Below are 26,572 nucleotides of genomic sequence, written 5' to 3'. Positions count from 1 at the left end.
TATGAAACGCATCGCCATCCTCGCCCTCGTCCCGCTGACCGCCCTGCTCGCCGCCTGCGCGGGCCCGTCGAATTCGGGCAGCGTCTACAGCAGCTACCAGACGATGAATGAACAATCGGTGCGCATGGGCACCGTGGAATCCGTCCGCAACGTGACGATCGCGAATCCGGAATCCGGCGTCGGCACGATGGCGGGCGCCGCGCTGGGCGGCCTGGGGGGTTCGCAGGTCGGCGGCGGCAACGGCTCGGCCGCGGTCGGCATCCTGGGCGCCGTCGCGGGCGGCATCATCGGCAACCGCGTCGAGAACCAGGCCAACAACCGGCCCGGTTTCGAAATCACCGTCAAGCTCGACAACGGCGAATTGCGTTCCATCACGCAGGCGGCCGACGAGATGTTCCGGCCGGGAGAACGCGTACGTTTGCTCAGCAACGGGTACACGACGCGCGTGACGCACTGACATTTACCACCGGCCACGACAGTAGAGGGATCGCGATATACTTTCGCGATGCCCTCCTACGTCCTCTTCACCATTGCGTCCCTGATCTGGGGATCGACTTTCTTCGCGATCACGCTCGAGCTGGGTGAAGTCCCGCCCGCGGTGTCGGTCGTCTACCGCTTCGCGCTCGCGTCGCTGACGCTGTTCGCGGTCTGCCTGCTGCGCGGCGACAGGCTGCGGCTGCCCTGGCGCGTCCAGCGCTGGACCCTGCTGCAAGGATTCTTTACGTTCTGCGTGTCGTACGTCTGCACGTACAACGCCGAACAATATGTCGTGTCGGCGCTCGTCGCCGTGCTGTTCGCGCTGATGGTGTTCTGGACGCCGATCTGTGCCCGCATCGCGTTCGGCACGCCGATCCCGCGCCGCACGTGGGGCGCCGGCGCGGCGGCCATCGCCGGTGTCACGCTGCTGTTCTGGCATGCGATCGGCACCGAGCTGCGCCACCTGGGCCAGGGCGGGCAAGGCCATTTCACTCTCGGCCTCGTGCTCGGCATCGCCGCGTCGATCGCCAGCTCGGCGGGCAGCATCGTCGTCGGCAAGGTGCGCGAGGAATCGAACAACCTCGTGCTGACGACGGGCTGGTCGATGTTCTGGGGCACGTGCATGGTCGCCGCATGGTGCCTCGCGACCGGCCAGGCCTTCATCATCCCGCGCACGGCCAGCTACGTGCTGGGCCTGCTGCACCTGTCCATCTTCGGCTCGGTCGTCGCCTTCATCTGCTACTTCACGCTGATCAACCGCATCGGCTCGAACAAGGCCGTGTACATCGGCGTGATCACGCCCGTGATCTCCGTGCTGCTGTCGATCAGGCTCGAACACTACCGCCCCGGCCTGACCGAATGGCTGGGCATGGCCGTGTGCCTGGGCAGTGTCGCCTGGGCATTACGTTCCCCTGCGGCCAGGCCAGCCGCTTCCGTCAACCTCAACGATTGCATCGAAACGACGCCATGACTCTTGATACCACCTTCGCGATCCGCCCCGCCACGCCGGCCGACGTCCCCCACATCCAATCGATGATCGTCGAACTGGCCGTGTTCGAAAAGCTCGAGCACCTTGTCGTGGCGACGGAAGAGAAATTGCACGAAGGCCTGTTCGGCCCGCAGCCGGCCTGCGAAGCCATCGTCGGCGAAGCGGATGGCGAAGTCGTCACGTTCGCCCTGTTCTTCCACAATTTCTCGACGTTCCTCACCAAGCGTGGGCTGTATCTGGAAGATCTGTACGTGCGCCAATCGCATCGCGGCAAGGGTTATGGCAGCCGCATGCTGAAGCATCTCGCGCGCCTGGCCGTCGATCGCGGCTGCGGCCGCTTCGAATGGTCCGTACTGGACTGGAACACGCCGGCAATCAATTTCTATCAATCGATGGGTGCCGAGGTCATGCCGGACTGGCGCATCTGCCGCGTCACGGGCGCGCCGCTGGAAGCGCTGGCCCAGGGCTGATTCAGGCAAGAAAAAACCCGCGGGCTGCTCGCAGCGCCGCGGGTGAACCCATTCGTCGATGGGGAGGGGAGACTTGAATCCAGTGGCTTCAATATAGTCTCCCGACCGCGGCGTGTGCAGGTTCCTTACAAATGCTTACCTCGGTAACAAAAAGCTGGGGTTTGTGGGCCGGACTCGATTGAGTGATCACAAATGCAAGAACGCGTCGAGCGGGACAATGTGATCATTCACGAGGACATGGACATGAAAACGATCACCCGATGGGTCTACCGGGTTTGGCTCCGCTCCCGGATAGACACCTATACCCGCAGCCTGCACGCCATCGCCGTCCAGCGCGAAAACGACTTCCACGCGGAACGCATCCTGCACCGCGCGATCTCCACGACCCGTTCCAAACTTCAATCGCTGTAGCGCCGGCGCTGCGCCAGAAGACGCTCGCACAGCTCGAACGCCGCCTGGGTCAGCAAGGCCAGCAACGCGGCCGGGATCGCGCCCGCCAGCAGCATGTCGTTGTCGTTCAGCGCGAGGCCCGTGGTGATGCGTTCGCCGAAGCCGCCGGCGCCGATGAAGGCGGCGATGGTGGCCGTGCCGACGCTCATCACGGCCGCCGTTTTCACGCCGGCGAGGATCGTCGGCATAGCCAGCGGCAACTCGACCTCGACCAGCGATTGCCGCCGCGTCAGCCCCAGCGCCATCGCCGCCGTGCGCAGGCCGGACGGCACCTGCAGCAGCCCCGTGCACGTATTGCGCACGATGGGCAGCAGCGCATACGCGCACAGGGCGACGAGCGCGGGAACGGTGCCGATGCGGCCGAGCAATGGGATCAGGATCGCGAGCAGTGCCAGCGACGGCACGGTCTGCAGGACGCCCGCCACGGCCAGCACGGCCTGGCGCAGGCGCGGCACCAGTGCGGCCACGATGCCGAGCGGTATGCCGGCGACGCTGCCGAGCAGGACGGCCAGCACGACCAGCAGCAGGTGCTGGCGCGCAAGGTTCATGAAGCCGTTGCCGAAAGTTTTGGTAAGCAGACCGTCGCGCACGATGATCGCGGAGTTTGTAGGGTGAACGGCTGTGCCGTCCACCCTACCCAGCCACGACTTCGCAATGCTTGCGAAGCTCTGACCGTCGAGTTCGGCCGCCGCGTTCATCGCGATCATGTCGTCCGCCTTGATCGTGCCTTCCAATTTCTCGATGGCATGCCACGCTTGCGGAAACCGCTGCGGCACGTCGAGCCGGTACAGCAGCACGGCGTCATAGCGCGGGAAATACTGCTTGTCGTCGTCCAGCACGCGCAGGCCGTACTGGCGGATCTTGGCGTCCGTCGAATAGATGTCGATGGCGTCGACCTGGCGCTGCGCCAGCGCCTCGTACGCGATGCCGTGGTCCAGGCCGCGCGGTTGCTGCGCGAGGCCGTAGCGCCGCGCGAGCCCTGGCCAGCCGTCAGCGCGGCCCAGGAATTCATGCGACAGCCCGATTTTTATGTCTGGATGCGCCGCCAGGTCGGACAGGCGGCGCACACTGGCATCACCACGCACGGCCAGCGCGTAGCCGTTGGAAAAGCCCAGCGGCACGGCGACACCGAGGCCCAGCGAGCGCAGCGCCGCGCGCATCGCATCGAGCGACGTCGGCTGCGCATTCTTGAGGATTTCCAGGTCGATGGTGCCCAGGTATTCCGGATAGACGTCGATGGCACCCGAGCGCAGCGCGCCCAGCACGATGGCCGTGTTGCCCAGGCCTTGCTTGTGTTCGGCCGGCCCGACGCGCGCCGCGGTCTGGGTGAGGATCTCGCCCAGGATGTACGACTCGGTGAAACGCTTGGAGCCCACGCGCAGGGGTTCCTCCGCGTGGGCGGACGACAGGATGCCGGCGCAGGCGAGCACCAGCATGGCGAATCTCAGCATGCGGTTTCCGGTGGCGTTGTGGATGAGACGTCAGGATACCCGATCGCGCCACACGCCGGCATGGACGACGCCCCGGCACGGATTCGCGCCGATCGCGTACGCCAGGTCGGCCGGGCGGGCGATGTCCCACAAGGCAAAGTCGGCGCGCTTGCCTGCTTCTAGCGTGCCGGCGTCCGGCCGGCCCAGCGCGCGCGCCGCGTTGACGGTCACGCCCCGCAAGGCTTCCAGCGGCGTCAGGCGCCACAGCGTGCAGGCCATGTTCAGCGCGAGCAGCAGCGACGTCATCGGCGACGTGCCCGGGTTGCAGTCGGTGGCGACGGCCAGCGGCACGCCCGCGGCGCGCAGTTGCGCCAGCGGCGGCATGCGCGTCTCGCGCAGGAAGTAATACGCACCCGGCAGCAGCACGGCGACGGTACCCGCGCGCGCCATCGCGGCCACGCCCTCGTCCGACAGCCACTCCAGGTGATCGGCCGACAGCCCGCCATAGCGCGCCACGAGCGCCGCGCCGCCCTGGTCGGACAGTTGCTCCGCGTGCAGCTTCACGGGCAGACCCAAACGCCGTGCGACGTCGAACACGCGCGCCGTCTGGTCGTGCGAAAAGCCGATGCGCTCGCAGAACGCGTCGACGGCATCCACGAGACCCTGCGCCGCCAGCGCCGGCAGCATCCCGCTGCACAGCATGTCGATGTAGTCGTCCGCGCGGCCCGCGTACTCGGGCGGCAGCGCGTGCGCGCCGAGGAAGGTCGTGCGGACCGTCACCGGCAGCAGTTCGCCCACGCGGCGCGCCACGCGCAGCATCTTCGCTTCGTATTCGAGATCGAGGCCGTAGCCGGACTTGATTTCCAGCGTCGTCACGCCTTCGGCCAGCAAGGCACGAATGCGCGGCAGGCTGGCTTTCAATAAGTCGTCCTCCGATGCCGCCCGGGTGGCGCGCACGGTCGACATGATGCCGCCACCGGCCCGCGCGATGTCTTCGTAGGTGGCGCCGTTCAGGCGCGCTTCCCACTCGTCGCTGCGGTTGCCCGCGTGGACGACGTGCGTGTGGCAGTCGACGAGGCCGGGCGTCAGCCACAGGCCGTTGCAATCGTGCGTGATGGAGGCCGGCGGCGCCTCGGCACGCGGTCCCACCCACGCGATACGGCCGTCACGCACGGCGACCGCGCCATCGTCGATGATCCCATAGCCATCCGCCAACGTCGCGACGCGCGCATTCGCGTACAGGACGTCGACGGCTTCACTCATACATGCCGTCCTCGTTGTCGAGGTCGTCCTCGTCGTCGTAGTAATGGATGTCGACGATGAAGATGGCGCCCTGCTCCGCGCGCAGCTTCCACTTCGTGTCCGGGTCGAGCACGACGGCGTCGAAGCGCACGAGATTGATGCGCTGGTCGTCGCTGCAGAGTTCCAGGCTGTCGCCTTCGGCCAGGAACAGCACGGTGACGTCGGCGCGCGCGACGAACGTGGAGTCGCCGTCGAGCCGGCGCCGGCCGAAGCGGTGCCAGCAGCGGTCCGTCCGGGTCATCACGTTGAAGTCGGTGCTGGCGCCGCGGTTCAGCTTGGCCTCCACGCGCGACTCGCCGTCGAACGCGGCGACCGGTTCGCCCTTCGACAGCAGCGTGGGCGTGCCGTCGATGTCGAGCGTCATGCCGGGACCGTCGACGAGCACCAGCGTGCGCTCCACGCCGGGAAACATGGAGAACGGGCCGTCGTTCGCGATCGTGGCGAGACTCACGCGCCAGTCGAAGTCGTCGAAGCCGGCGTCCGGTGGGAACACGGCGATTTCGGTCGTGCTGCCGCCGCCGTTCTTCCACGACACCGGTTCGAGGTTCGCATACGGAATCAGCATCGTCATGGCTTGCTTCCCTTCGTCGTTGGCATCAATGTGCGTGCAGTGTACGCGCTGCGGCCTTGTAGCGCTGCGCGATCGCTTCCTGTGCCTTGTGGCGGCCACCCTGCACCACCCAGTGGCCGCCGGCCAGCACGTCGCGCACGAGGTTGTCGTTGCCGCTGAACAGGAAGCGGCCCAATACCTCGTGCGGCGGCACGCCGTCCAGGTTCGGGTGCGCGCTGTCCAGCACGAGCAGGTCGGCGCGCCGGCCCTGCGCGAGCACGCCGAGACGGCGCCCCGCCGCCTGCGCGCCGCCCGCCAGCGCCTGCCGCCACAGGAAGGCGCCGACGTCGCGCTCCTCGCCATGGACGGCGATATTGCGGCGCAGGTAGCGGAGACGCTGGCCGTATTCGAGCCACCGCAGTTCTTCCACGGGACTTTGCGACACGTGGCTGTCGCTGCCGATGCCGAAGCGCCCGCCGGCCGCGATGTAGGGAGACAACGGGAACAGGCCGTCGCCCAGGTTCGCTTCCGTCGTCGGGCACAGGCCCGCGACGGCGCCGCTGGCCGCGATGCGGTCCCGTTCTCCGTCCGACAGATGCGTCGCGTGCACGAGGCACCAGCGCGCGTCGACGTCCACCTGCTCCATCAGGTAATCCACCGGGCGCATGCCGGTCGCCTCCACGCACTGCGCCACTTCGAGCTGCTGCTCGGCGATGTGGATGTGCAGCGGCCGGCCTGCCGGCAGCGCCTGCGCCAGTTCGCGCAGCTGGCTGGCCGATACGGCGCGCAGCGAATGCGGCGCCGCGCCCACTTCCAGCTGCGGCCCGCGCAAGGGTTCCAGCGCTTCGACGATGCGCAGCACCTGCGCGGGATCCGTGCGGAAGCGTTCCTGGTCCTCGCGCAACGGCGTGTCGTTGAAACCCGCGTACGCGTACATCACGGGCAGCAGGGTCAGGCCGATGCCGGATTCGCGCGCGGCCTGGGCGATGCGCTGCGCCGTCTCGGCCGGATGGCCATACGGATGGCCGCCCGGCGCGCGCTGCACGTAATGAAATTCGCAGACCGCCGTGTAGCCGTGGCGCAGGCATTCCGCATACAGCTGCGCGGCCACCGATTCCATCTGCTCCGGTGTGATGCGGTTGGCGACGCGGTACATCAGGTCGCGCCACGTCCAGAAGCTGTCAGGACCACTTCCCGCCCGTTCGGTCAATCCGCCGATGGCGCGCTGGAACGCGTGCGAATGCAGGTTGATCATGCCGGGCAGGACGTAATCGACGCGCGCCACGCCGAGCGGCGGCGACGCCTCCGGCGCGACCTTCGTCAGGTCGCCGCGCACGTCCCATTCGAGCAGCACGTCCTGCTCCCAGCCGCCGGCCAGCAGCGCGTGGCGCGCGAATAAAGCGTTCACGCGTGCCCCCCTGCCCTCGCCCACGCGACTGCCGATTCCAGCAGCTCGCGCAACAGGGGCTGCACCTTGCCGGCGGCGTCGGGTTGATATTCGAACGGCGGCGCCTCATCCATGTACAGGCACTGGCACATTTCGAGCTGGATCGCATGCACGCCCGCGGCCGGATCGCCGTAGAAGCGCGTGATGTGGCCGCCCTTGAAGCGGCCGTTGAAGACGAAGGTAAACAGGTCCTGGGAGCCGGCCACGCGCATCATCTCGCCCTGCAGCTGCAGCGAGCATGACCGGCCGTCGGCCGTGCCGAAGTTCAGGTCGGGCAGGCGGCCGTCGAAGAAGCGCGGCACGACGGACGCGATCGAATGCGCATCCCACAGCACCACCTGCCCGTGCAGCGCGAGCAGGCGGTCGAGTTCCGCGCGCAGTTGCTGGTGGTATGGGCGCCAGTACAGGTCCAGGCGGCGCTCGATCTCGTCGGCGTCCGGCTCGCGGCCGTCCTGGTATAACCGTTCGCGGGCGAACGTGTCGACGGGGCACAGGCGCGTCGTATCCTGGCCCGGGTACAGATTCGTGTCCTCGGGCGGCCGGTTCAGGTCGATGACGTAGCGCGACCAGCGCGCGGACAACGTGGAGGCGCCGATGCTGTCGGCGAAGGCGTACAGGTCGGGCAGGTGCCAGTCCGTGTCGGCCCGCACCAGCGCGCACGGCGCCATGTCCGCCGCGATGTCGTCGGGAATGTCGGTGCCCGCATGCGGCATCGACAGCAGCAGCGGCACGGAACCCGGCTTGAACCTGAAATCCATCGTGACTCCCCGATCAGTGCAGTGCGGCGAACAAGTCCTTGCACGCCGCCGACAGTTCGCCTTCCATCACCATCCGGCGCGCCGCCTCGATGTCCGGCGCGAAGAACCGGTCTTCGTCGAACGCTGGCACGTGCTCGCGCAATTTTGCGTGGACATGTTCCAGGTGGCTGGAGCTCGTCAGCGGGCGGTGGAATTCGATCCCCTGCGCCGCCGCCAGCAATTCGATGCCGACGATGACACCCGTATTGTGCGCCATCTGGCCGAGACGGCGCGCCGCGAATGTCGCCATGCTGACGTGGTCTTCCTGGTTGGCGGACGTGGGCAGGCTGTCGACGCTGGCCGGATGCGCCAGCGACTTGTTTTCCGACGCCAGCGCGGCCGCCGTCACGTGCGCGATCATGAAGCCGGAATTGACGCCCGGCTCGCGCACGAGGAACGGCGGCAGGCCGGACAGCGTCGAATCGATCAGCAGCGCGATGCGGCGCTCGGCCAGCGCGCCGATCTCGGCGATGGCCAGCGCAAGCGTGTCGGCCGCGAATGCGACGGGTTCCGCATGAAAATTCCCGCCGGAAATGACTTCACCAGAGTCCGGGAACACGAGCGGGTTGTCCGTGACGGCATTGGATTCGATGAGGAGTGTCCGGCCGGCCTGGGCGATGAGGTCCATCACGGCGCCCATCACCTGCGGCTGGCAGCGCAGGCTGTACGGGTCCTGCACGCGCTCGTCGCCGACGAGGTGCGACGCGCGGATCGCGCTGCCCGCGACCAGCTGGCGATAAATCTTCGCCGCCGCGATCTGGCCCGGCTGGCCGCGCACTTCATGCACGCGCGGGTCGAACGGGGCGTCGCTGCCGCGCGCGGCATCCAGCGACAGCGCGCCGGACACCATCGCCGCTTCCAGCAGCCGCTCGGCGAGGAACAGGCCGTTCAACGCGAGCGCCGTCGACACCTGCGTGCCATTGATCAGCGCGAGGCCTTCCTTCGCCGCGAGAACGACCGGTTCGATGCCGGCCGCGGCCAGCGCGGCGCGCGCCTCCATCAATTCGCCGCGCATGCGCACCTGGCCGACGCCCAGCATCGCGAGCGTCATGTGCGCCAGCGGTGCGAGGTCGCCGGACGCGCCGACGGACCCCTGCGACGGGATCGCGGGCATGATGCCGGCGTTGTACAGGGCGATCAGCGTATCGACGATCAGCGGCCGCACGCCGGAATAACCGCGCCCCAGGCTGCCGATCTTGGTCAGCAGGATCAAGCGCACCACGTTGTCCGGCAGGAGTTCTCCGGTGCCGACGGCATGCGACAGGATCAGGTTCTGCTGCAGCTGTTCGAGCTGGGCCTGCGGGATGTGGCGCTTGGCCAGGATGCCGAAGCCCGTGTTGATGCCGTAGGCCGGATCGCCCTTGGCGACGATGGCCTGGACGGTGGCGGCCGACGTCTCGATGGCGGCATATGCGGCCGGCGCAAGCGTGAGCGGGCCGTGCGCGCCCCAGACGGCGCGCAGGTCGTTCAGGGACAAGGCGCCCGGATTCAGGGTCAGTTCGTGGTGGTCTTGAGTCATGGTGGTTCGATTCCGTCTTACTTGATCATCGGGAGGCGCAGGCCGAAGCGCTTGGCCGTCTCGATCGCGAGTTCGTAGCCGGCATCCGCATGGCGCATCACGCCGGACGCGCAATCGTTGACGAGGACGCGGGCCAGGCGCTTATCCGCAGCCTCCGTGCCGTCCGCCACGATGACGACGCCCGCATGCTGCGAATACCCCATGCCGACGCCGCCGCCGTGGTGCAGCGACACCCACGTCGCGCCGCCGGCCGTGTTCAGCATGGCGTTCAGCAGGGGCCAGTCGGAGACGGCGTCGGTGCCGTCGCGCATCGCTTCCGTCTCGCGGTTCGGGCTCGCGACGGAACCGGTGTCCAGGTGGTCGCGTCCGATCACGACCGGCGCTTTCAATTCTCCCGTGCGGACCATCTCGTTGAACGCGAGGCCGGCCAGGTGGCGCTCGCCGAGGCCCAGCCAGCAGATGCGCGCCGGCAGGCCCTGGAACGCGATGCGGTCGCGCGCCATGTCGAGCCAGCGATGCACGCGCGCGTGCTGCGGGAACAACTCCTTGATCTTCGCGTCGGTTTTATAAATGTCTTCCGGGTCGCCGGACAGCGCCACCCAGCGGAACGGACCGCGGCCCTCGCAGAACTGCGGGCGGATGTACGCGGGCACGAAGCCGGGGAAGTCGAACGCGTTTTTCACGCCCTGGTCGAACGCGACCTGGCGGATGTTGTTGCCGTAGTCGACGGCGTACGATCCCATCGCCTTGAAGTCGAGAATCGCCTGCACGTGCACGGCGCAGGATTCGGCCGCCGCCTGCTTCAGGGCCGCGTGCTGCGCCGGATCGCGCTGGGCCGCGAGCCACTGCTCGACGGTCCAGCCGCGCGGCAGGTAGCCGTGGATCAGGTCGTGGGCGGACGTCTGGTCCGTCACCAGGTCCGGCACGAGGCCGCCCTCTTTGGCGCGGCGCACGAGTTCCGGCAGCACGTCCGCGGCGTTGCCGAGCAGGCCGATGGAAACGGCCTCCTTGCGCGCCTTGTGGTCGCGGATCATGGCCAGCGCGTCGTCGATGTCCTTCGCCTGCCTGTCGAGGTAGCGGGTGCGCAGGCGGAAGTCGATGCTGCTCTGCTGGCATTCCACGTTCAGCGACACGGCGCCGGCGAACGTCGCGGCCAGCGGCTGCGCGCCGCCCATGCCGCCCAGGCCCGCGGTGAGGATCCAGCGCCCGGACATATCGCCGCCGAAGTGCTGGCGGCCCGCCTCGGCGAACGTCTCGTACGTGCCCTGCACGATGCCCTGGGTGCCGATGTAGATCCAGCTGCCGGCCGTCATCTGGCCGTACATGAACAGGCCTTTGCGATCGAGCTCGTTGAAATGCTCCCACGTCGCCCATTTCGGCACGAGGTTCGAGTTCGCGAGCAGCACGCGCGGGGCGTCGGGATGCGTCTGGAACACGCCGACCGGCTTGCCGGACTGGATCAGCAGCGTCTGGTCGTCGTCGAGATCGCGCAGCGACGCGAGGATCTGGTCGAAGCAGGCCCAGTCGCGCGCCGCGCGGCCGATGCCGCCGTAGACGACGAGGCCTTGCGGGTTTTCCGCCACCTCGGCATCCAGGTTGTTCTGCAACATGCGATAGGCCGCCTCGGTCAGCCAGCTCTTACATGTGAGCTCGCTGCCGCGCGGGGCGCGGATGACGCGGGTGGGATCGAAACGCGGATCTCCGGCGGGAGAGGCTGTGGTCATGACGGACTCCTCGACATAAGTTTTCCAGGAAGTCTAAGTTGTCTATACAACCTCGTCAAGGGCGATAACTGAGGTTCGGACGGTAGCGCAGCAATTCGTTATCGACCCGGTCGACGAGGCCGGACAAAGTGTACGGCGTCCCCAGCGTTGCAGCCGCACCGAACGACGCCACGGCGCGCATCAGCACGTAGGCCGGGGCCTCGCCGCCGGCCTGCAGCCTGTACCACGTCTGGCGCGCCGTGCCGCGCGCGCGCGCCACCGCCTGCTCGAACGCCGCCTCCTGGCCGGGACGGATGTGGTAAGTCGTCAGGCTCAGGAACGGCGACGCGTCCGGCAGCGGCTCGCCCGCACTCATCGCGTCCATGCGCTGGTAGATGCCGTGGCTGACGAAGTCGGCGTATGGCACCACGTTCACGTTGTTGTCGGCGGCGTCGGCCGCGGGCTGCACGGCCGCGTCGAAGTCGGCGGCCGCGTGGCCGAACGTGCCGTCCATGAAGCGGTTGATGCGGTTGCCCAGCACGAAGGTCCAGCCGTACCACGTCCACGGGTCCTGCACGCCCTTGTGCCATTGCAGGTGGCGCTCGTAGCCTTTTTCAAACGCCTCGGCCTGGCCAGGCTTGGAGACGATGACGACCATGCGGGCATAAGACTGCGCCCAGGCCGGGGAAACGGCCACGAATGCGAGAGCGGCGACGAGAGCTTTCATCATGGTTTGCGATATACCTGTTGGCCGCCGACCCACGTCTCGAGGACGCCGATCTTGTGGATGTCGTACGGGGAGATTTTGAAAAGGTCGCGGTCGATGACGATGAAGTCCGCGTACTTGCCCGCTTCGAGGGAGCCCTGCGTTTTTTCCTGGTGGCCCGCGTAGGCCGCGTCGAGCGTGAAGCAGCGGAAGGCTTCTTTCAGCGACATCTCCTGCTCGGGATACCAGCCGGCGATCGGATTGCCGCTTGCGTCCTGGCGCGTGACGGCCGCGTGGATGCCGAAGAACGGGTTCGGCGCCTCGACCGGGAAATCCGAACCGCACGCGATGCGCGAACCCTGCGCGAGGAACGTGCGCCACGCGTACGCGCCCTTGATGCGCTCGGGGCCGATGCGCTGCTCGGCCATGTTCTTGTCGGACGTCGCGTGCGTCGGCTGCATCGACGGGATGATGCCGATGCTCTTGAAGCGCGGGATGTCGGCCGGGGTCACGACCTGGGCATGCTCGATGCGGTGGCGCAGCGCCTGGCCGCGGTTGGCCGGGATCTCCTTCGCGAAGATGTCGAGGATCTGGCGGTTGCCGGCATCGCCGATCGCGTGCACGTTGACCTGGTAGCCCTTCTTCATGGCCTTGGCGATCATCGCGTCGATCTCGCCGTTCGAATGGAACAGCAGGCCGTGCGAATGCGGATCGTCCGTGTACGGCGCCAGCAGCGCCGCGCCGCGGCTGCCCAGCGCGCCGTCGGCGTACAGTTTCACGGCACGCAGCGCGTACATGTCGTGGCCGTACGTGTCCAGCGGGCCGTTTCGCGCCAACCGGTCGAAGTCGGCGCCGGTGCCTTTGACCATCGCGTAGATGCGCGCCGTCAGCTTGCCGTGGTCCGCGTAATCGCGGTACAGCCGATCCTCGGCGATGCCGATCCCCGCGTCGTGCGCGCTCGTGAGGCCGACGCTGGCCATCGTGCCCAGCGCGCGGTCGAGCATCGTGCGCGCTTCCTGTTCCGTCGGCTGCGGCAGCACCTTCTGGATCATCGCCTGCGCCGCATCGACCAGCACGCCCGTCGCATGGCCGGCGGCGTCGCGCACGATCTTGCCGCCGACGGGGTCCGGCGTCTGGTCCGTGATGCCGGCCAGCGCCAGCGCGCGGCCGTTGGCCCAGCCGGCGTGGCCGTCGACGCGTTCCAGCCACGCGGGCCGGTCGGCCACGACGCCATCGAGTTCCTGTGCGGTCGGGAAGCGACCCAGCTTCCAGTTCTCCTGGTTCCAGCCGCGCCCGCGCACCCACGCGGCCTTGGCGTCGGCACGCGCGTAGTCGCCGATGGCGGCCAGCGCCTGCGGCAGCGACGTCGTGGCCGACAGGTCGAGCTGCGTCAGCATCTCGCCCAGGCCGAACACGTGGCCGTGCGCATCGATGAGGCCCGGCAGCACGGTGCGGCCGGCCATGTCGACGTGCTTTGCCTGCGGAGCCTTCGCGGCGACATCGGCGGCGGTGCCGACGGCGAGGATGCGGCCGGCGTCATCGAACGCGAGCGACGCGAACTGGACGACGTCGCCCTTCGCGTTCAGCGTGTAGCCATTGGCGTTGTCGATGACGGTGGTGGCGTGGGCCGTGGCGGTGGCGAGGGCCAGGGCGATCAGGGTGTGCCTGAGTTGCTTGTGGCGGGGGCGCATCGGGGTCTCCGTTGTCGTTGTGGATGAACCGGGGTACGGCTCAATAGCAAGAAACAGAGTGTATAGAAATTTACATTGTGGTCAATCGCGGGCCTCTGGTTCGATCGCAAGAACCGGAGGGTGCGGCGTTTTACGCGGTGGTCCAATCGTGTTTTTTCACCGGAGATAACGATGCTCACCCTGTACGATTACCTGCCCTCGCAGAACGCCTGGAAAGTCCGCCTGCTGCTGAACCATCTCGACATCCCCTATCGCACGGAGATCGTGCGCATCTTCGAAGGCGAAGGCCAGCGTCCCGACTTCCTCGCGCTGAATCCGACCGGCGCCGTGCCCGCGCTGCGCCTGTCCGACGGCCGCACGCTGGCCGAATCGAACGCCATCCTGACGTACCTGGCGCACGGCACGCCGTATCTGCCTTCCGATCCGTTCGGCGGGGCGAAGGTGCAGCAATGGCTGGCGTTCGAACAGGACCACGTGGCGTCGATCGCGACGCTGCGCCACTGGACGCTGACGGGCAAGCTGGCGCGGCGCGCGCCGGCGCTGGTCGACCGCCTGCGCCGCGTCGCGGACAAGGCGCTGGCGATCCTCGACCGCGAACTGACGCAGCGCCCGTTCATCGCGGGCGCCGCGTACACGATCGCCGACATGTCGCTGTTTGCGTACGTCCACCGGGCCGACGAGGCCGGGCTGGCGCTGGCCGACTATCCCGGCATCGTCGGGTGGATCGCCCACGTGCGTGCACAACCGGGATTCCTGGGCACCGTGTACCCGTACTCGATCGATCCGTTTGCGGGCGGCGAGCTGCCGTGAAGGGCGGGCTTACTCGAGCTGGATGCGCGTGATGTAGTACCCCGGGTAGGCGGCGCCCTGGCCCTGCCAGATGAGGGTGTCGATGGTCTTGCCGGCCGCGTTGATGTCCTTCAGCGGCACTTCGACGGCGGCCCACGTCTTCGCCTTCAGCTGGATGGCGAAGTCGGCCTCGATCGCCTTGCCGTCGGCCATGGCCTTGACCATCAGGGTCTGGCCGCCGTTCATGCCGCCGTTGATGACGAAGGTCAGCTTGTTGTAGCCCTCGGTGGAAAACGGTTCGTGGTGCAGGGCGAGCGCGCTCCACGGCTCGCCTTCGACGCGGATCGGCTTGCCGTTCCCGACCGGCACCGACAACTGCGTCTTCGCCCAGCTCCAGTTCTGGAAACCGTTCTTCAATTCGTCATCGTAAATGACAAGGGGGTGCGGCAGGTCCCCGGCCCGGGCCAGGCTCCCGCCGGACACGCTGGCCACGCCGAGGGCGGCCAGGAACAGGCGACGCGATACGCTCATGGTTGTCTCCGTTGGATTATCGTTGTAAGCCTGCAGAGGTGCAGGTTCCTCGATGCTACGACGGAAACGTATGCATGCCAAACATCTGATAAAAATTCTACTTCCCTTAGCACATTTCATAAAACCGGGGTCAGAGCCCGGTTTTTGGAAAGATCCGCCTGAAAATGGTCCGAATACCGTTGCACAGTTGATTTTCCTCGCTCTCTCCGGACGACGGTTTTGTATCGTCTCGTCTTCCGTCACGTTTCGCTTTCGCCATGCCACGTCCGCGCCGCCTTGTCCTGCCGTCGGTACCGCTCCATGTCATCCAGCGAGGAAACAATCGGATTCCGTGCTTCACCTGTCGAAGCGACTATCTGGTGTATCTCGACATATTGCGTGAATGCGCCTACGACTGCGGTTGTGCTTTGCATGCCTATGTACTGATGACCAATCACGTCCATTTGCTTTTGTCGCCAGATGATGCGCATGGAGCCAGCGTACTGATGCGGCGCCTGGGCCAGCGTTACGTGCAATACTTCAACCGTCGCCACACGCGTACGGGCACCTTGTGGGAAGGCCGCTTTCGTTCCTGTCTCGTGCTCGACGAGGACTATTTTCTGGCATGCCAGCGCTACATCGAGTTGAATCCTGTGCGCGCACGCATGGTGGTCAAGCCAGAACATTACCCCTGGTCCAGCTACCAAACAAATGCCCTCGGACACGATAGCCCGCTGGTCAAGCCGCATCTCGCATATTTGCGCCTGCACCATGAAACGATCACGCGCCAGGCTGTGTACAGGCAGCTATGCGAAGACGCATTGCCCGATCAACTCATCTCCGAAATCAGGGGCGCCAGCAACGGCAATCGTCCTCTTGGCACGGCAGCACCAAGAGAGACGACGTCAGACAGCGCGCTGGAGCAATTTCCAAAAATCGGGCTCTGACCCCGGTTCTCAACTAGCGTCGTGAAAGATGATCCCGAGCGTATGCCGCTGCCCGCTGCGCACGCGGCTGACGCCGTGGCGCATGTTGACGCGGTAGATGCCGCGCGTGCCGTTGGCGGGGCGCGTGTGCACGGGGAAGACGACGGCATCGCCCTGCCCCAGCGGCACCACTTCGACGCGCGACTGCATGCGCGGCCGTTGTTCCGTCAAGACGAATTCGCCGCCGCCGAAATCGACGCCGGGGCGCGACAGCAGTACGGCCACCTGCAACGGGAAGACGAAATCGCCGTACAGGTCCTGGTGCAGGCAGTTGTAGTCGCCCGCACCGTATTGCAGCAGAAGGGGTGTCGGCCGCAACTGGCCGGCCGCGTGGCAGCGCGCGAGGTAATCGCCGTGCGCGTCCGGGTAGCGCTCCTCCAGCCCGAGCGCCGCCTGCCAGCGGTTGGCGATGCGCGCCAGCGGCGGGTACAGCGCCGTGCGCAGGTCCGAAAGCCCGGGCGGCAGCGGATATGCGTAATAGCGATATTCTCCGCGCCCGAAGCCGTGCCGCTCCATCACGACGCGGCTGCGGAATCGCGCGTCGTCGCCATAGCCGGCCGCATACGCCGCGCACTGGTCCGCATCCAGCAGGGACGGCAGCACGGCGCAGCCGAAGGCGTCGAGGTCGTCGGCGACGCGGTCCCAGTCGATACTCATGATGCCTCGGCCTCGCGCTTGAGCAGCGCCTGCTTGCGTTCGACGCCCCAGCGGTAGCCGGAGATCGAGCCGTCGTTGCGCACCACGCGATGGCACGGAATCGCCACCGCCACCGGATTGGCGGCGCAGGCCCCGGCGATGGCGCGCGCGCCCTGCGGCATGCCGAGGCGCGCGGCCAGTTCGGCGTAGCCGACCGTCTGCCCCGCCGGGATCTGGCGCAGCGCCTGCCACACGCGCTGCTGGAACGCGGTGCCGCGCACGTCGAGCGGCAGGTCGAGCCCGAGACGCGGCGCCTCGACGAAGGCGACGACCTGCGCCACCGTGCGTTCGAAGCCGGGTTCGGCGCCGATCAGCTCGGCCTTCGGAAAGCGGTCCTGCAGGTCGCGCACGAGGGCGTCCGGATCGTCGCCCAGCAGGATGCAGCAGATGCCCTTGTCGGTCGCGGCGACGAGCAGCGCGCCCAGCGAGCACGCCGCCACGGCGAAGCGGATCGCTTCCCCGCCGCCGCCCGCGCGATAGCGTTTCGGCGTCATGCCCAGCACGCCGGACGACGCGGCATAGAAGCGGCCGCTGGAATTGAAGCCGGCGTCGTAGGCGGCCGCGGTGACGCTGCCCGCCTGCGCCAGCCCCTGCTTCAAGCGCTCGGCCCGGCGCGCCGCCGCATAGGCCTTCGGCGTGATGCCCGTGTGCGCCTTGAAGATGCGATGGAAGTGGAAGCGGCTCATGCCGCAGGCCTCGGCCAGGCTGGCGAGGTCCGGTTCTTCCTCGGCGGCCTCGATCAGACGGCACGCCTTCGCCACGGCCTCGGCCTGGCGTTCGGCCAGCGGCGGCGCGTCCGGGCGGCAGCGCAGGCAGGCGCGAAAACCCGCCGCCTCGGCATCGTGCGGCGTCGCGTGGAAAGCGACGTTGGCGCGGCGCGGCGTGCGCGACGGGCACGAGGGCCGGCAGTACACACCCGTGCTGCGCACGGAATAATAAAACTGGCCGTCGGCTTCGCGCGCGCGGGCGACCACGGCGGCCCAGCGCTCGTCGTCGGTGAGCCAGGCGGCAGCGGATTGGGGGAGGGTGGCGGTGTTCATCTCGGTCTCCAGATTCTCGATGGCCCCATCGTAAGCGCGGGCGTTCCGGCAAACACTTCGGGTCTTGCTTTCGAATTCGCGATGCTAGAATGTCGCCTCCCCGACGAGGTGACAGATTCCGGAGAGTAGTTTGGACGAACAGATCGCGCAAGACAGCACGCCCATTTTCCAGCGTATCAAGGATTATCTGCTCGGCGAGATCGCGTCGGGCCGCTGGAAGGAAGGCGACCTGGTGCCGTCCGAGCAGGCGCTCGTGCGCCAGTTCGGCGTCTCGCGCATGACCGTCAACCGCGCCGTGCGCGAGCTGACGGCGGAACAGGTGCTCACGCGCCGCCAGGGTTCGGGCACCTACGTCGCGCCGCAGAAGTACCAGGCGACGCTGGTCGAGATCCGCAACATCGCCGACGAGGTGCGCGCGCGCGGCCACGTGCATGCGAGCCATCCGCGCCTGCTGGAACACAGTCCGGCGGGCGAGTCGCTGGCGCGCCAGTTCGAGCTGGAACCCGGCACGCCGCTGTTCCATTCGCTGATCGTCCACGACGAGAACGGCCAGCCGATCCAGGTCGAGGACCGCTGGGTCAATCCGGCCTGCGCGCCCGCCTACCTGGACCAGGACTTCGCGCGCATCACGCCCAACGAGCACCTGATGGAAGCGGCGCCGCTGCAGGGTGCCACGTACAGCATCGAAGCGCTGCCGGCGCCGCGCGAAGTGGCGGAGATGCTCGGTGTCGCACCCGGCACGTCGTGCCTCGTGCTCAAGCGCCGCACGACGTCGGGCGGCCGGGTGGCCTCGGTCGTGACAATGTGGCACCCGGGACATTTATATAAATTCACGGGCAGCGTCGGCTGATTGTGGTGATAATTGGTGAGGTCAATCAGGAACCTTGAGCATGTTGGGATTTTGTACAAAGCTCACGAACACGTTCCAAAAAAATCGGTTATTATTCCGATTAAACCCCGCCTGACATCCTCTTGCAGCTCTTCCACTATTGAATATTGCACACATTGGCACCACCTTTGTGCAGCAAGCCAGTCTGACAAGTACGGGAACCGGCTGACACTACCGAGCAGGATCGACGAGAGTCCGAAAGACCTGCAGGCGTTAATTACTTACCTCTCTTGAGGAAAACATGAGCGAAAACATCAAACACATCAGCGATGCATCTTTCGAAACCGACGTGCTCAAATCGGAGCGCCCGGTCCTGGTCGACTTCTGGGCCGAGTGGTGCGGCCCCTGCAAGATGATTGCCCCGATCCTGGAAGAAGTCGCGAAAGAATACGATGGCAAGCTGCTGATCGCGAAGATGGACGTCGATGCGAACCAGGCCGTTCCGGCCAAGTTCGGCATCCGCGGCATCCCCACGCTGATCCTGTTCAAGAACGGTGTCGCAGCGGCCCAGAAAGTCGGCGCGATGGCAAAAGGCCAGCTGACTGCTTTCATCGATAGCAACATCTGATACCATAGGTGGCGGCAGCGCGCCCGCACTGCCGCCTGTTCCGGACCGGGTAGGCGATCGATTCCGATCCTATCCCTTTGATTAACCCACGCAGTTCCCTCCCCTACCTTTACTTTCCCGTCACGGGACACCCGACACATGCACTTATCTGAACTGAAGGCAATGCACGTCTCCGCCCTTCTGGAGATGGCGATCAGCCTGGATATCGACAACGCAGCTCGCCTGCGCAAACAAGAACTGATGTTCGCGATCCTCAAGAAGCGCGCGAAACAGGGCGAACAGATTTTCGGCGACGGTGCGCTCGAAGTGTTGCCGGACGGGTTCGGTTTCCTGCGTTCGCCGGATGCGAGCTACATGGCTTCCACCGACGACATCTACATCTCGCCATCGCAGATCCGCCGTTTCAACCTGCATACGGGTGACTCGATCGAAGGCGAGGTCCGCACGCCGAAGGATGGCGAGCGCTACTTCGCGCTGGTGAAGGTAGACAAGGTCAATGGCGAATCGCCGGAAGCCTCGAAACACCGCATCCTGTTCGAGAACCTGACGCCGCTGCATCCGAACGAGCCGCTGCGCCTCGAGCGCGACATGAACGGCGCGGAAAACATCACCGGCCGCATCGTCGACCTGATCTCGCCGATCGGCAAGGGCCAGCGCGGCCTGCTGGTCGCCTCGCCGAAGTCGGGCAAGTCGGTCATGCTGCAGCACATCGCCCACGCGATCACCGCCAACCACCCGGACTGCACGCTGATCGTCCTCCTGATCGACGAACGTCCCGAGGAAGTGACGGAGATGCAGCGCTCGGTGCGCGGCGAAGTCGTCGCGTCGACCTTCGACGAACCGGCCACCCGTCACGTGCAGGTCGCGGAGATGGTGCTGGAGAAGGCCAAGCGCCTCGTCGAGATGAAGAAGGACGTCGTGATCCTGCTGGACTCGATCACCCGCCTGGCACGCGCCTACAACACCGTGATCCCGGCCTCGGGCAAGGTGCTGACCGGCGGCGTCGACGCCAACGCGCTGCAGCGTCCGAAGCGTTTCTTCGGCGCCGCGCGTAACGTCGAGGAAGGCGGCTCGCTGACGATCGTCGCGACCGCGCTGATCGAGACCGGCTCGCGCATGGACGACGTGATTTACGAGGAATTCAAGGGCACCGGCAACATGGAAGTCCACCTCGAGCGCCGCCTGGCCGAGAAGCGCGTCTACCCGGCGATCAACCTGAACAAGTCGGGCACCCGCCGCGAGGAACTGCTGATCAAGCCGGACCAGCTGCAGAAGATCTGGATCCTGCGTAAGCTGCTGTACTCGATGGACGAGATCGAGGCGATGGAGTTCATCCTCGACAAGATGCGCGCGACCAAGACCAACGTCGAATTCTTCGACCTGATGCGTCGCGGCGGCTGATCCTCCAGCCCTGGCATCGAACGGAAAAGGCGAGTCGTACTCGCCTTTTCTGCTTTATGCGGTACGATTCATCTAGGTCAAGCCGAGGGTGGTACGGGCGCGGAAAATCCGCACCAAGACAACCATGGAGGCCAAGATGATCTTCAACGAATTACGCGACGTCCCGGCGCGCGGCACGACAAGGACGTCGTGCTCGACCGCCGGCTGACGGTTCTCGAAACCCGCTTCGACACCACGCTGACCATGTTACCCAACAAAGCAGACCTGTCGGAACTGAAGGCCGAACTCAAGGCCGACATCCATGGCGAATCGGCCCACCTGAGCAAGTGGATGGCGGCAACCGCCATCACGATGCTCATCGGCTTCGGCCTCGGTTTCGGCGGCATGATCCTCACCATGATGTCGCGCCTGCACGGCGCCTGAACGGTGCCGAAACGGTGCAGCAACAGCGCCGGTTGCCTTGGGCGCGGGGCTGGCTTATAATCGCCGGTTCCGTATCCAACCCTGGCAAGTGATCGGCAATCGGGTCAAGAAGCAGGTCGACCGACGAAGTGCCGTTTGGCTACCAACCTAACCAAGGCAAAACCATGAAGACCGATATCCATCCGGATTACCGCGAAGTCGTGTTCCACGACCTGTCCTGCGATTTCAAATTCATCACCCGTTCGACCATCTCTACCCGCGAAACCATCAATTTCGAAGGTAAAGACTACCCGCTGGTCAAGATCGAGGTGTCCGCTGAATCGCACCCGTTCTTTACCGGCAAGCACAAGATCGTCGACACCGCTGGCCGCGTTGAAAAATTCCGCCAGAAGTTCGGCTCGGTCGGTTCGAAGACCAGCGTCGCCAACGGCTAATTCCCGACGAGCGAACATCCGGGAAGCCTTCGGGCCTCCCCAAAGGAAGCCCAGGGCTTCCTTTTTTTTCGTCGTTGCCCACCCACGTTACGCCTCGTAGCAATACCACCCGCGACGCTTTGCCACGGTCCCCTTATACTACGCGACATTAATTTATTGCATTACTTCGCGCGCTATCGATGAAACCCGTCCGCCTACCCGCCGCCGCCACCCTCGCGCTGCCACGCTGGGCTTTGTACGCACTCGGCCTGTTGTACATCCTGCCGGGCCTGATCGGGCGTGACCCGTGGAAGGATGATGCCGCCAGCTTCGGCATCATGTGGACGATGGCGCACGGCGGCATCCAGGACTGGCTGATGCCGCACATCGCCGGCCTGCCCGCGCCCGAGGAAGGGCCGCTGGCGTTCTGGCTCGGCGCACTGTGCATCAAACTGTTCGGCTGGCTCCTGGGCGACGTGCTCGGCGCGCGCATCTCGACCATCGGCATCTTCGCGCTCGGCACGGTATCGCTGTGGCACACGGCATTCCACCTCGGCCGGCGTTCGGAAGCCCAGCCGCTGCGCCTGGCCTTCGGCGGCCAGCCCGAGCCGGACGATTATGGCCGCACGCTGGCCGACACGGCCGTCCTGATCTACCTCGGCTGCCTGGGCCTGCTGCTACACAGCCACGAGACGCTGGCCGTCACCCTGCAGGGCGCGCTGCTGTCCTGGTTCCTGTTCCGTTCGGTGCGCTATATCGAGGACAGCACGCCGCGCAACGCCGTGTACGTCGGCGCAGCGCTCAGCCTGCTCACCTTGACGCGCGGCTTCGCGCCGCCGCTGGCCCTGCTGGCCGCCCTGTACCTGTGCATCCGCTTCCTCAAGCTGCCGTCGGCCTCCCTGCTGCGCCATCTCGGCCAGGCCGCGGGCACCGCGCTGCTCATCACGCTCGTATGGGCCATCCCGGCCACGCTGGCGCATCCGTACGGCCTGTCGCCCGTCGGCGGCTGGCTGGCCTGGAATGCCGAGCAGCTGAGCGTGCCAGGCTGGCATGCGATCAAGGCCTTCTTCCGCGTCGGCATCTGGTATTTCTGGCCGGCGTGGCCGTTCGCCGCCTGGACCGCCTGGGCCTGGCGCCGCCAGCACGGGCTGCTGCACATCATCCTGCCGACCTGCTTCGTCGGCGTGCTGACGCTCGTGATCCTGTGCGACCCGATTCCCGAAAGCGGCGACCTGCTGAAGCTGCTGCCGCCGATGGCGTTGATGGCCGCGTTCGGCCTGCCGACGATGAAACGCGGCGCGATCAATGCGATCGACTGGTTCTCCGTGATGGTGCTGACGCTGCTGGGCGGCCTCGTCTGGGTGTTCTGGATCGCCAAGCTGACGGGCTGGCCCGCGCAATTCGCCAAGAACGCCCTCAAGCTGGTCCCGGGCTTCAAGCCGGAATTCGGCATCGTCGCCTTCCTCGTCGCGGCCGCGACGACGGTCGGCTGGATCTTCCTCGTGCACTGGCGCCTGTCGCGCCAGCCTTCCGTGCTGTGGCGGGCCGTGGTGCTGTCGTCGGGCGGCCTGATCCTGCTGTGGGTGCTGCTGATGACGCTGTTCCTGCCGGACCTGAACTACGGCAAGAGCTACGCCAGCGTGGCCCAGCAGATCGCCGCGCGCCTGCCGGCCGGCGCGGACTGCATCGACACGAACGTCGGCGCGCCCCAGCGTGCGTCGTTCGCCTACTTCGGCCACTTGCCGTTCGCCCCCGTCGACGGCGGCGCGTGCAGCTATCTGCTGCTGCAGGACAGCGTCGGCCAGAAGGTGCCTGCCCAGTCGGGCGCGATGCAGAACGGCGCGCTCGTGCGCGGCGGTGCGGCGCTGCCGTTCCACGGCCGCGACTGGACGCTGCTGTGGGAAGGCCGCCGCCCGTCCGACCGCGACGAACGCTTCCGCCTGTACCGGCGCGTGCGCTGAGCGCTCAGCGGCGCCGCACGTCCGCGCGCACGCGCGCGGGCTGGCGCCGGCGCCATGCCAGCGTCGTCAACACGCCCAGGCCGGCCAGCAGCATGCCCCAAGCCTGCGGCTCCGGCACCGGCGAGATCGTCAGATCCGCCCCGAACACCCCGCCCCCGACACCACGCACCTCGCCATTCACCTGGATCGCGTAGGAACCGCTCGTCAGCCCAAAGCCCGACAGCGCCCACGAATCCGGCGCATCGGCACCCGAACCCGTCAGATCGATGCCCGCGATGGCGGTCCCCAGCATGGCCTTCGTGACCGGATCGTAGCGGTAAAGAGACAAGCCCGTGATCAGCAGGTCCTTCGTCTGCGGCGTGTTCAGGTAGGACGACGTCAGCGAGGCGGCCGCGTCGAACGGCGTGCCGACGTCGAACGTGAAGACGTCGGTGAAGGTGCTGCCGGTGGTCGACTGCGCGAACGTGTCGCCGAAATGCGCGTTGAAGCCGCCCAGGCCATCGTCCGTCGTGACGACCGGGGCCGTGCGGTTGACCGTCGCCGCCCCCGCGCCTTGCGCCATCAGGGCCGCGCCCGCGACCATGGCCAGAACGAGAGATTTGAGTTTCATGATAGTTCCGTTGAGAGATTAATCGGACTCGCTATCCAGGAGCAGGTGTCTTTACACCGATCCGTCGGAACAGCTTAAGTTCCGAAAGCCTGACTAACCGTTAGATCTCGCACAAATTTCTATCATTTCTGAATAGAAAAGAATTTTCCGACCAGGAACCTTTTATTCCAGAACAATTCTTCTCAGAAAAGGCGAATTTGAGGAAGGTCAATCCGTCCCGGGGGCGCTTGATCAAAATGGGGTTTGTAATCGGTCCCTGCCGTCGTTGAACGTAAGGAGTGCGACATGAAAAGCGTGACGTTTTCCGAAATCGAGCGCGTCCGGAAGGGAGCGCATCGCCCCACCTCCCCCGCCCCCGCGCAACGCCGGCTACTTCTCCTGCTGAGCATGGTGCTGGGCCTGCCCGCGCTGGCCTTCGCCTTCCACCTCATCGATCCGACAGCGCCGCTCGGCTACATCGTCGTGCCGGTACTGCTGGGCGGCCTGCTGCCGGCGATCGCGCCCACGCTCCTTGGCCGCTTCGAGGTCACGACCCGCTTTTCGGCCTGCCACCTGGTCGGCACCCTGGACGATGCGATGGAAAATCTCGGCTACGCGCCGGCCGAACGCGGCCCCGGCACCGTGCGCTACCGCATGCGCGCAGCACGCTGGCCCGCAGGAAAGAACGCCGAGATCACGGTGACGGTGCGCGACCACATGCTCGAAGTCGCCGGCCCCGTACGCACGCTGCACGCGCTGCGCCGGCAGCTCAGCTGCTGACCCGCCTCACACCTTCATCGGCAGGATCACCATCTGCAAGCCTTCCAGGTGCAGCCGGCGCTGCACCGCCAGCGACGCCTGGTTGTGCAGCAGCCGCGTGAACCAGTTATCGGATGCGAAGATCAATTTACTGGTGAAGAAAATCGAGTTCGGATACTCGCGGTTGATCTGCTCGCACATGCGGGTCACCTCTTCCACCGCATCCGTGCCGAAGCCGATGTAGGACGCCGACGCCATCCCGTGGCTCTGGCAGAAATCGACGAAGTATTCCAGCGTCCGCGCCGCATCCTTCCGCATCTTCTCGAGCGCACCCTCGCCGCCATAGGCGTGGGCGTCGACCGTGCGCGCGTTCACGAACAGGAAATTCTTGAAGTGGCCGGGGAACATGCGCAGCACCCACAGCAGCGCGTGCAGGCCGCCGCCGCGCGAGTTACCGACGATGAAGACGGCCGTCTGCGCATCCGGTTCCGGATCGACGGCTTCCTTGACCGGACCGAACGGCTGGTTGGCGAACACGCGGTCGACGGAACGGATGGCGCGCTTGGTTTCGCGGTAGTGGTTGCGGATGAAGATGCACAGGCCCGCGATGGCCGCGATGATCAGCGCCGTGGCCCAGCCGCCCTGCGTAAAACGTTCGACGAGCAGCACGGCGAGGATGCCGGCGCAGATGATGAAGCCCGTCAGCGACAGCAGGAAGCGCCGGATCCAGCGCGCGTCCTTGCGATGACGCCACCAGTACAAACACAGGCCGAACAGCGAGATCGCGAACGTGAGGAACACGGAGATCGAATACAGCACGACGAGCAGCGTGACCTGGCCGCGCGTCCAGAACAGGATCGCCAGCGCGGCGATGCCCATCACGAGGATGCCGTTCTGCGTGACGAGGCGCGTGGACAGGTAGCGGAACTGGTGCGGCACCCACGAATCGCCCGCCATGTTCGACAGCACGGACGGCCCGCCGAGGAAGCCGGTATTGGCCGCCACGAACAGGAGTCCGGCCTCGAACGCGAGGACGACGGCCAGCACGATCTGGTTCACGAGCTCACCGCCCAGGCCCATGCTGGCGATGATGCGGCGGAAGGTGGTCGCGTTCAGCGTCTCGCCCGCGGTCGGCTGCGCATCCCACAACAGGTACAGCAGGATGATGCCGCCGGCCGTGACGGCCAGCGACAGCGCCATGTAGAACATCGTCATCTTGCCTGTGCGGACGCGCGGCTCGGCCAGCAGGTTGACGTTGTTCGACACGGCCTCGAGGCCCGTATAGGTACCACCGCCCTGCGAGTACGCGAGCAGCAGCATGCCGGCCACGCCGGCCCAGCCGATCTCGCCGGCCAGCGACCCCGTCTCGGCCATCGTGTTCGGTACCAGTTGCGGAAGGTGCGATGCATGCGCGACGATGCCGTACACGATCAGCACGAGGTGGGTGGCGACGAAGCCGAGGAAGATCGGCAGCAGGATCTGGATCGCCTCCTTCAGCCCGCGCAGGTTCATCACGATCAGGAGGCCGATGAAGAACGCCTCGGCCCAGAGTTTATAGGGCTGGAAGCCGAGCGGCAGGAACGACGCGAGCGCATCGACGCCGGACGCGATCGAGATCGCGATGGTCAGCACGTAGTCGAGGATCAGGGCGGCGCCGGACACGAGGCCGAGATACGGCCCGACGAGCTTGGTGGCCACGCGGTAGCCGCCGCCCCCGGTCGGGAACAGTTCGATCACCTGGTTGTAGGCGAGCGCGATGATGAAGACGGTGACGGCGGTGGCGGCGGCCATGTACAGGCCGAGGTGGGTGTGGGCGCCGAGCGCGCGAAAGGTTTCTTCCGGACCGTACGACGAGGAGGACAGGCCGTCCGCCCCGAGCCCGACCCAGGCAAGGAAGGCGACCAGGGCCATCGAGTGACGCGTCTCGCTCTTCATGGGGTCGAGCGGCTTGCCGAGGATGATCTCGCGTATTTTCTTATTCTTCATCGTACAGGCCGCCTTGCCGGACGGCGCGTTTG

27 protein-coding genes are annotated in these 26,572 nt (G+C 66.3%); 13 read left to right on the top strand and 14 right to left on the bottom strand.

Translation table 11 applies throughout. From position 1 onward, the window contains the following. The first annotated feature begins 1 nt into the window (after position 1). From ACL58G_RS08090 to ACL58G_RS08075, 4 genes are all read left to right on the top strand, one after another. A complete protein-coding gene (locus ACL58G_RS08090) occupies positions 2-457 on the top strand; it encodes a glycine zipper 2TM domain-containing protein (protein ID WP_036236083.1) in 456 nt (151 codons plus the stop codon). A gap of 48 nt (positions 458-505) precedes the next feature. After that, positions 506-1,447, top strand: coding sequence for a DMT family transporter (locus ACL58G_RS08085; protein WP_413381925.1), 942 nt, complete (start codon positions 506-508; stop codon positions 1,445-1,447). After that, complete coding sequence (locus ACL58G_RS08080) at positions 1,444-1,935, top strand: GNAT family N-acetyltransferase (protein WP_413340336.1); 492 nt, start codon at positions 1,444-1,446, stop codon at positions 1,933-1,935. The genes ACL58G_RS08085 and ACL58G_RS08080 overlap by 4 nt, the downstream gene beginning before the upstream one ends. A gap of 243 nt (positions 1,936-2,178) precedes the next feature. Further along, complete coding sequence (locus ACL58G_RS08075) at positions 2,179-2,346, top strand: hypothetical protein (protein ID WP_371767179.1); 168 nt, start codon at positions 2,179-2,181, stop codon at positions 2,344-2,346. Here ACL58G_RS08075 and ACL58G_RS08070 read toward each other — a convergent pair. From ACL58G_RS08070 to ACL58G_RS08030, 9 genes are read right to left on the bottom strand one after another with little or no spacing between them, the layout of a single operon-like run. Continuing rightward, on the bottom strand, positions 2,334-3,821 hold the full coding sequence (locus ACL58G_RS08070; protein ID WP_440967982.1) for an ABC transporter permease/substrate-binding protein: 1,488 nt from the start codon (positions 3,819-3,821) through the stop codon (positions 2,334-2,336). The two genes, ACL58G_RS08075 and ACL58G_RS08070, sit on opposite strands and share 13 nt — an antisense overlap. 45 nt (positions 3,822-3,866) lie before the next feature. Beyond that, complete coding sequence (gene hutI, locus ACL58G_RS08065) at positions 3,867-5,078, bottom strand: imidazolonepropionase (protein ID WP_440966205.1); 1,212 nt, start codon at positions 5,076-5,078, stop codon at positions 3,867-3,869. Further along, positions 5,071-5,688 (bottom strand): HutD/Ves family protein, encoded by a 618-nt coding sequence (locus ACL58G_RS08060; RefSeq protein WP_371761963.1) that lies wholly within the window; start codon positions 5,686-5,688, stop codon positions 5,071-5,073. Before ACL58G_RS08060 ends, hutI begins: the two co-directional genes overlap by 8 nt. A gap of 25 nt (positions 5,689-5,713) precedes the next feature. Beyond that, positions 5,714-7,075 carry a formimidoylglutamate deiminase gene (locus tag ACL58G_RS08055; protein ID WP_413381912.1) on the bottom strand — a complete coding sequence of 454 codons (1,362 nt, stop codon included), beginning with the start codon at positions 7,073-7,075 and terminating at the stop codon, positions 5,714-5,716. Then, on the bottom strand, positions 7,072-7,872 hold the full coding sequence (gene hutG / locus ACL58G_RS08050; protein WP_413381909.1) for an N-formylglutamate deformylase: 801 nt from the start codon (positions 7,870-7,872) through the stop codon (positions 7,072-7,074). The genes ACL58G_RS08055 and hutG overlap by 4 nt, the downstream gene beginning before the upstream one ends. A gap of 13 nt (positions 7,873-7,885) precedes the next feature. Beyond that, a complete protein-coding gene (gene hutH / locus ACL58G_RS08045; protein ID WP_413381906.1) occupies positions 7,886-9,430 on the bottom strand; it encodes a histidine ammonia-lyase in 1,545 nt (514 codons plus the stop codon). Between the two features lie 17 nt (positions 9,431-9,447). Then, positions 9,448-11,154, bottom strand: a complete 1,707-nt coding sequence (gene hutU, locus ACL58G_RS08040; RefSeq protein WP_440966202.1) for a urocanate hydratase — start codon at positions 11,152-11,154, stop codon at positions 9,448-9,450. A gap of 55 nt (positions 11,155-11,209) precedes the next feature. Beyond that, positions 11,210-11,863 (bottom strand): hypothetical protein, encoded by a 654-nt coding sequence (locus ACL58G_RS08035; protein WP_413381900.1) that lies wholly within the window; start codon positions 11,861-11,863, stop codon positions 11,210-11,212. Beyond that, a complete protein-coding gene (locus ACL58G_RS08030; protein WP_440966200.1) occupies positions 11,860-13,530 on the bottom strand; it encodes an amidohydrolase in 1,671 nt (556 codons plus the stop codon). The genes ACL58G_RS08035 and ACL58G_RS08030 overlap by 4 nt, the downstream gene beginning before the upstream one ends. A gap of 171 nt (positions 13,531-13,701) precedes the next feature. On the opposite strand from ACL58G_RS08030, the gene ACL58G_RS08025 reads away from it, so the two are divergent. Continuing rightward, the gene (locus tag ACL58G_RS08025; protein ID WP_413381894.1) at positions 13,702-14,340 is read left to right on the top strand and encodes a glutathione S-transferase family protein; all 639 of its coding nucleotides are present in this window, start codon (positions 13,702-13,704) and stop codon (positions 14,338-14,340) included. Between the two features lie 9 nt (positions 14,341-14,349). Here ACL58G_RS08025 and ACL58G_RS08020 read toward each other — a convergent pair whose 3' ends face one another. Next, positions 14,350-14,850, bottom strand: a complete 501-nt coding sequence (locus ACL58G_RS08020) for a hypothetical protein (protein WP_413381891.1) — start codon at positions 14,848-14,850, stop codon at positions 14,350-14,352. A gap of 257 nt (positions 14,851-15,107) precedes the next feature. On the opposite strand from ACL58G_RS08020, the gene ACL58G_RS08015 reads away from it, so the two are divergent. Beyond that, entirely contained in the window at positions 15,108-15,776 is a 669-nt protein-coding gene (locus ACL58G_RS08015) for a transposase (protein WP_440966197.1), read from the top strand. Between the two features lie 9 nt (positions 15,777-15,785). On the opposite strand, the gene ACL58G_RS08010 is transcribed toward ACL58G_RS08015, so the two are convergent. Both ACL58G_RS08010 and ada read right to left on the bottom strand, forming a co-directional pair. Further along, positions 15,786-16,472 carry a 2OG-Fe(II) oxygenase gene (locus ACL58G_RS08010; protein WP_440966195.1) on the bottom strand — a complete coding sequence of 229 codons (687 nt, stop codon included), beginning with the start codon at positions 16,470-16,472 and terminating at the stop codon, positions 15,786-15,788. After that, positions 16,469-17,551: a bifunctional DNA-binding transcriptional regulator/O6-methylguanine-DNA methyltransferase Ada gene (ada, locus tag ACL58G_RS08005; RefSeq protein ID WP_440966193.1), complete on the bottom strand. Its 1,083-nt coding sequence runs from the start codon at positions 17,549-17,551 to the stop codon at positions 16,469-16,471. The genes ACL58G_RS08010 and ada overlap by 4 nt, the downstream gene beginning before the upstream one ends. A 130-nt stretch (positions 17,552-17,681) precedes the next feature. Between ada and hutC the strand changes: the two genes are divergently transcribed. The 6 genes from hutC to ACL58G_RS07975 all read left to right on the top strand — a co-directional run bounded on the left by hutC (position 17,682) and on the right by ACL58G_RS07975 (position 23,206). Beyond that, the gene (gene hutC, locus ACL58G_RS08000; protein ID WP_440966191.1) at positions 17,682-18,401 is read left to right on the top strand and encodes a histidine utilization repressor; all 720 of its coding nucleotides are present in this window, start codon (positions 17,682-17,684) and stop codon (positions 18,399-18,401) included. A 280-nt stretch (positions 18,402-18,681) separates the two neighbouring features. Next, on the top strand, positions 18,682-19,008 hold the full coding sequence (gene trxA, locus ACL58G_RS07995; protein WP_036236119.1) for a thioredoxin TrxA: 327 nt from the start codon (positions 18,682-18,684) through the stop codon (positions 19,006-19,008). Between the two features lie 138 nt (positions 19,009-19,146). Next, positions 19,147-20,409, top strand: coding sequence for a transcription termination factor Rho (gene rho / locus ACL58G_RS07990; RefSeq protein WP_413343042.1), 1,263 nt, complete (start codon positions 19,147-19,149; stop codon positions 20,407-20,409). 189 nt (positions 20,410-20,598) lie between these two features. Then, positions 20,599-20,832, top strand: a complete 234-nt coding sequence (locus ACL58G_RS07985) for a hypothetical protein (protein WP_440966188.1) — start codon at positions 20,599-20,601, stop codon at positions 20,830-20,832. A gap of 164 nt (positions 20,833-20,996) precedes the next feature. Next, positions 20,997-21,266 carry a type B 50S ribosomal protein L31 gene (locus tag ACL58G_RS07980; RefSeq protein WP_056124537.1) on the top strand — a complete coding sequence of 90 codons (270 nt, stop codon included), beginning with the start codon at positions 20,997-20,999 and terminating at the stop codon, positions 21,264-21,266. Positions 21,267-21,445: 179 nt separating this feature from the next. Then, positions 21,446-23,206: an ArnT family glycosyltransferase gene (locus ACL58G_RS07975; RefSeq protein WP_440966187.1), complete on the top strand. Its 1,761-nt coding sequence runs from the start codon at positions 21,446-21,448 to the stop codon at positions 23,204-23,206. 4 nt (positions 23,207-23,210) lie between these two features. Here the strand turns inward: ACL58G_RS07975 and ACL58G_RS07970 are convergent, their stop codons facing one another. Further along, entirely contained in the window at positions 23,211-23,816 is a 606-nt protein-coding gene (locus ACL58G_RS07970; protein WP_440966185.1) for an FxDxF family PEP-CTERM protein, read from the bottom strand. A gap of 285 nt (positions 23,817-24,101) precedes the next feature. Here ACL58G_RS07970 and ACL58G_RS07965 point away from each other — a divergent pair, with 285 nt between their 5' ends. Then, on the top strand, positions 24,102-24,575 hold the full coding sequence (locus ACL58G_RS07965; protein WP_440966183.1) for a hypothetical protein: 474 nt from the start codon (positions 24,102-24,104) through the stop codon (positions 24,573-24,575). A 6-nt stretch (positions 24,576-24,581) separates the two neighbouring features. On the opposite strand, the gene ACL58G_RS07960 is transcribed toward ACL58G_RS07965, so the two are convergent. Continuing rightward, complete coding sequence (locus ACL58G_RS07960; RefSeq protein WP_413381864.1) at positions 24,582-26,540, bottom strand: APC family permease; 1,959 nt, start codon at positions 26,538-26,540, stop codon at positions 24,582-24,584. Positions 26,541-26,572 lie beyond the last annotated feature (32 nt).

It is taken from the genome of Massilia sp. GER05 (genome assembly GCF_052056005.1).
Taxonomy (GTDB): domain Bacteria; phylum Pseudomonadota; class Gammaproteobacteria; order Burkholderiales; family Burkholderiaceae_D; genus Telluria; species Telluria orientalis.
Note: the sequence above shows the minus strand (reverse complement) of the source record. Positions and strands in the feature narration are given on the sequence as shown.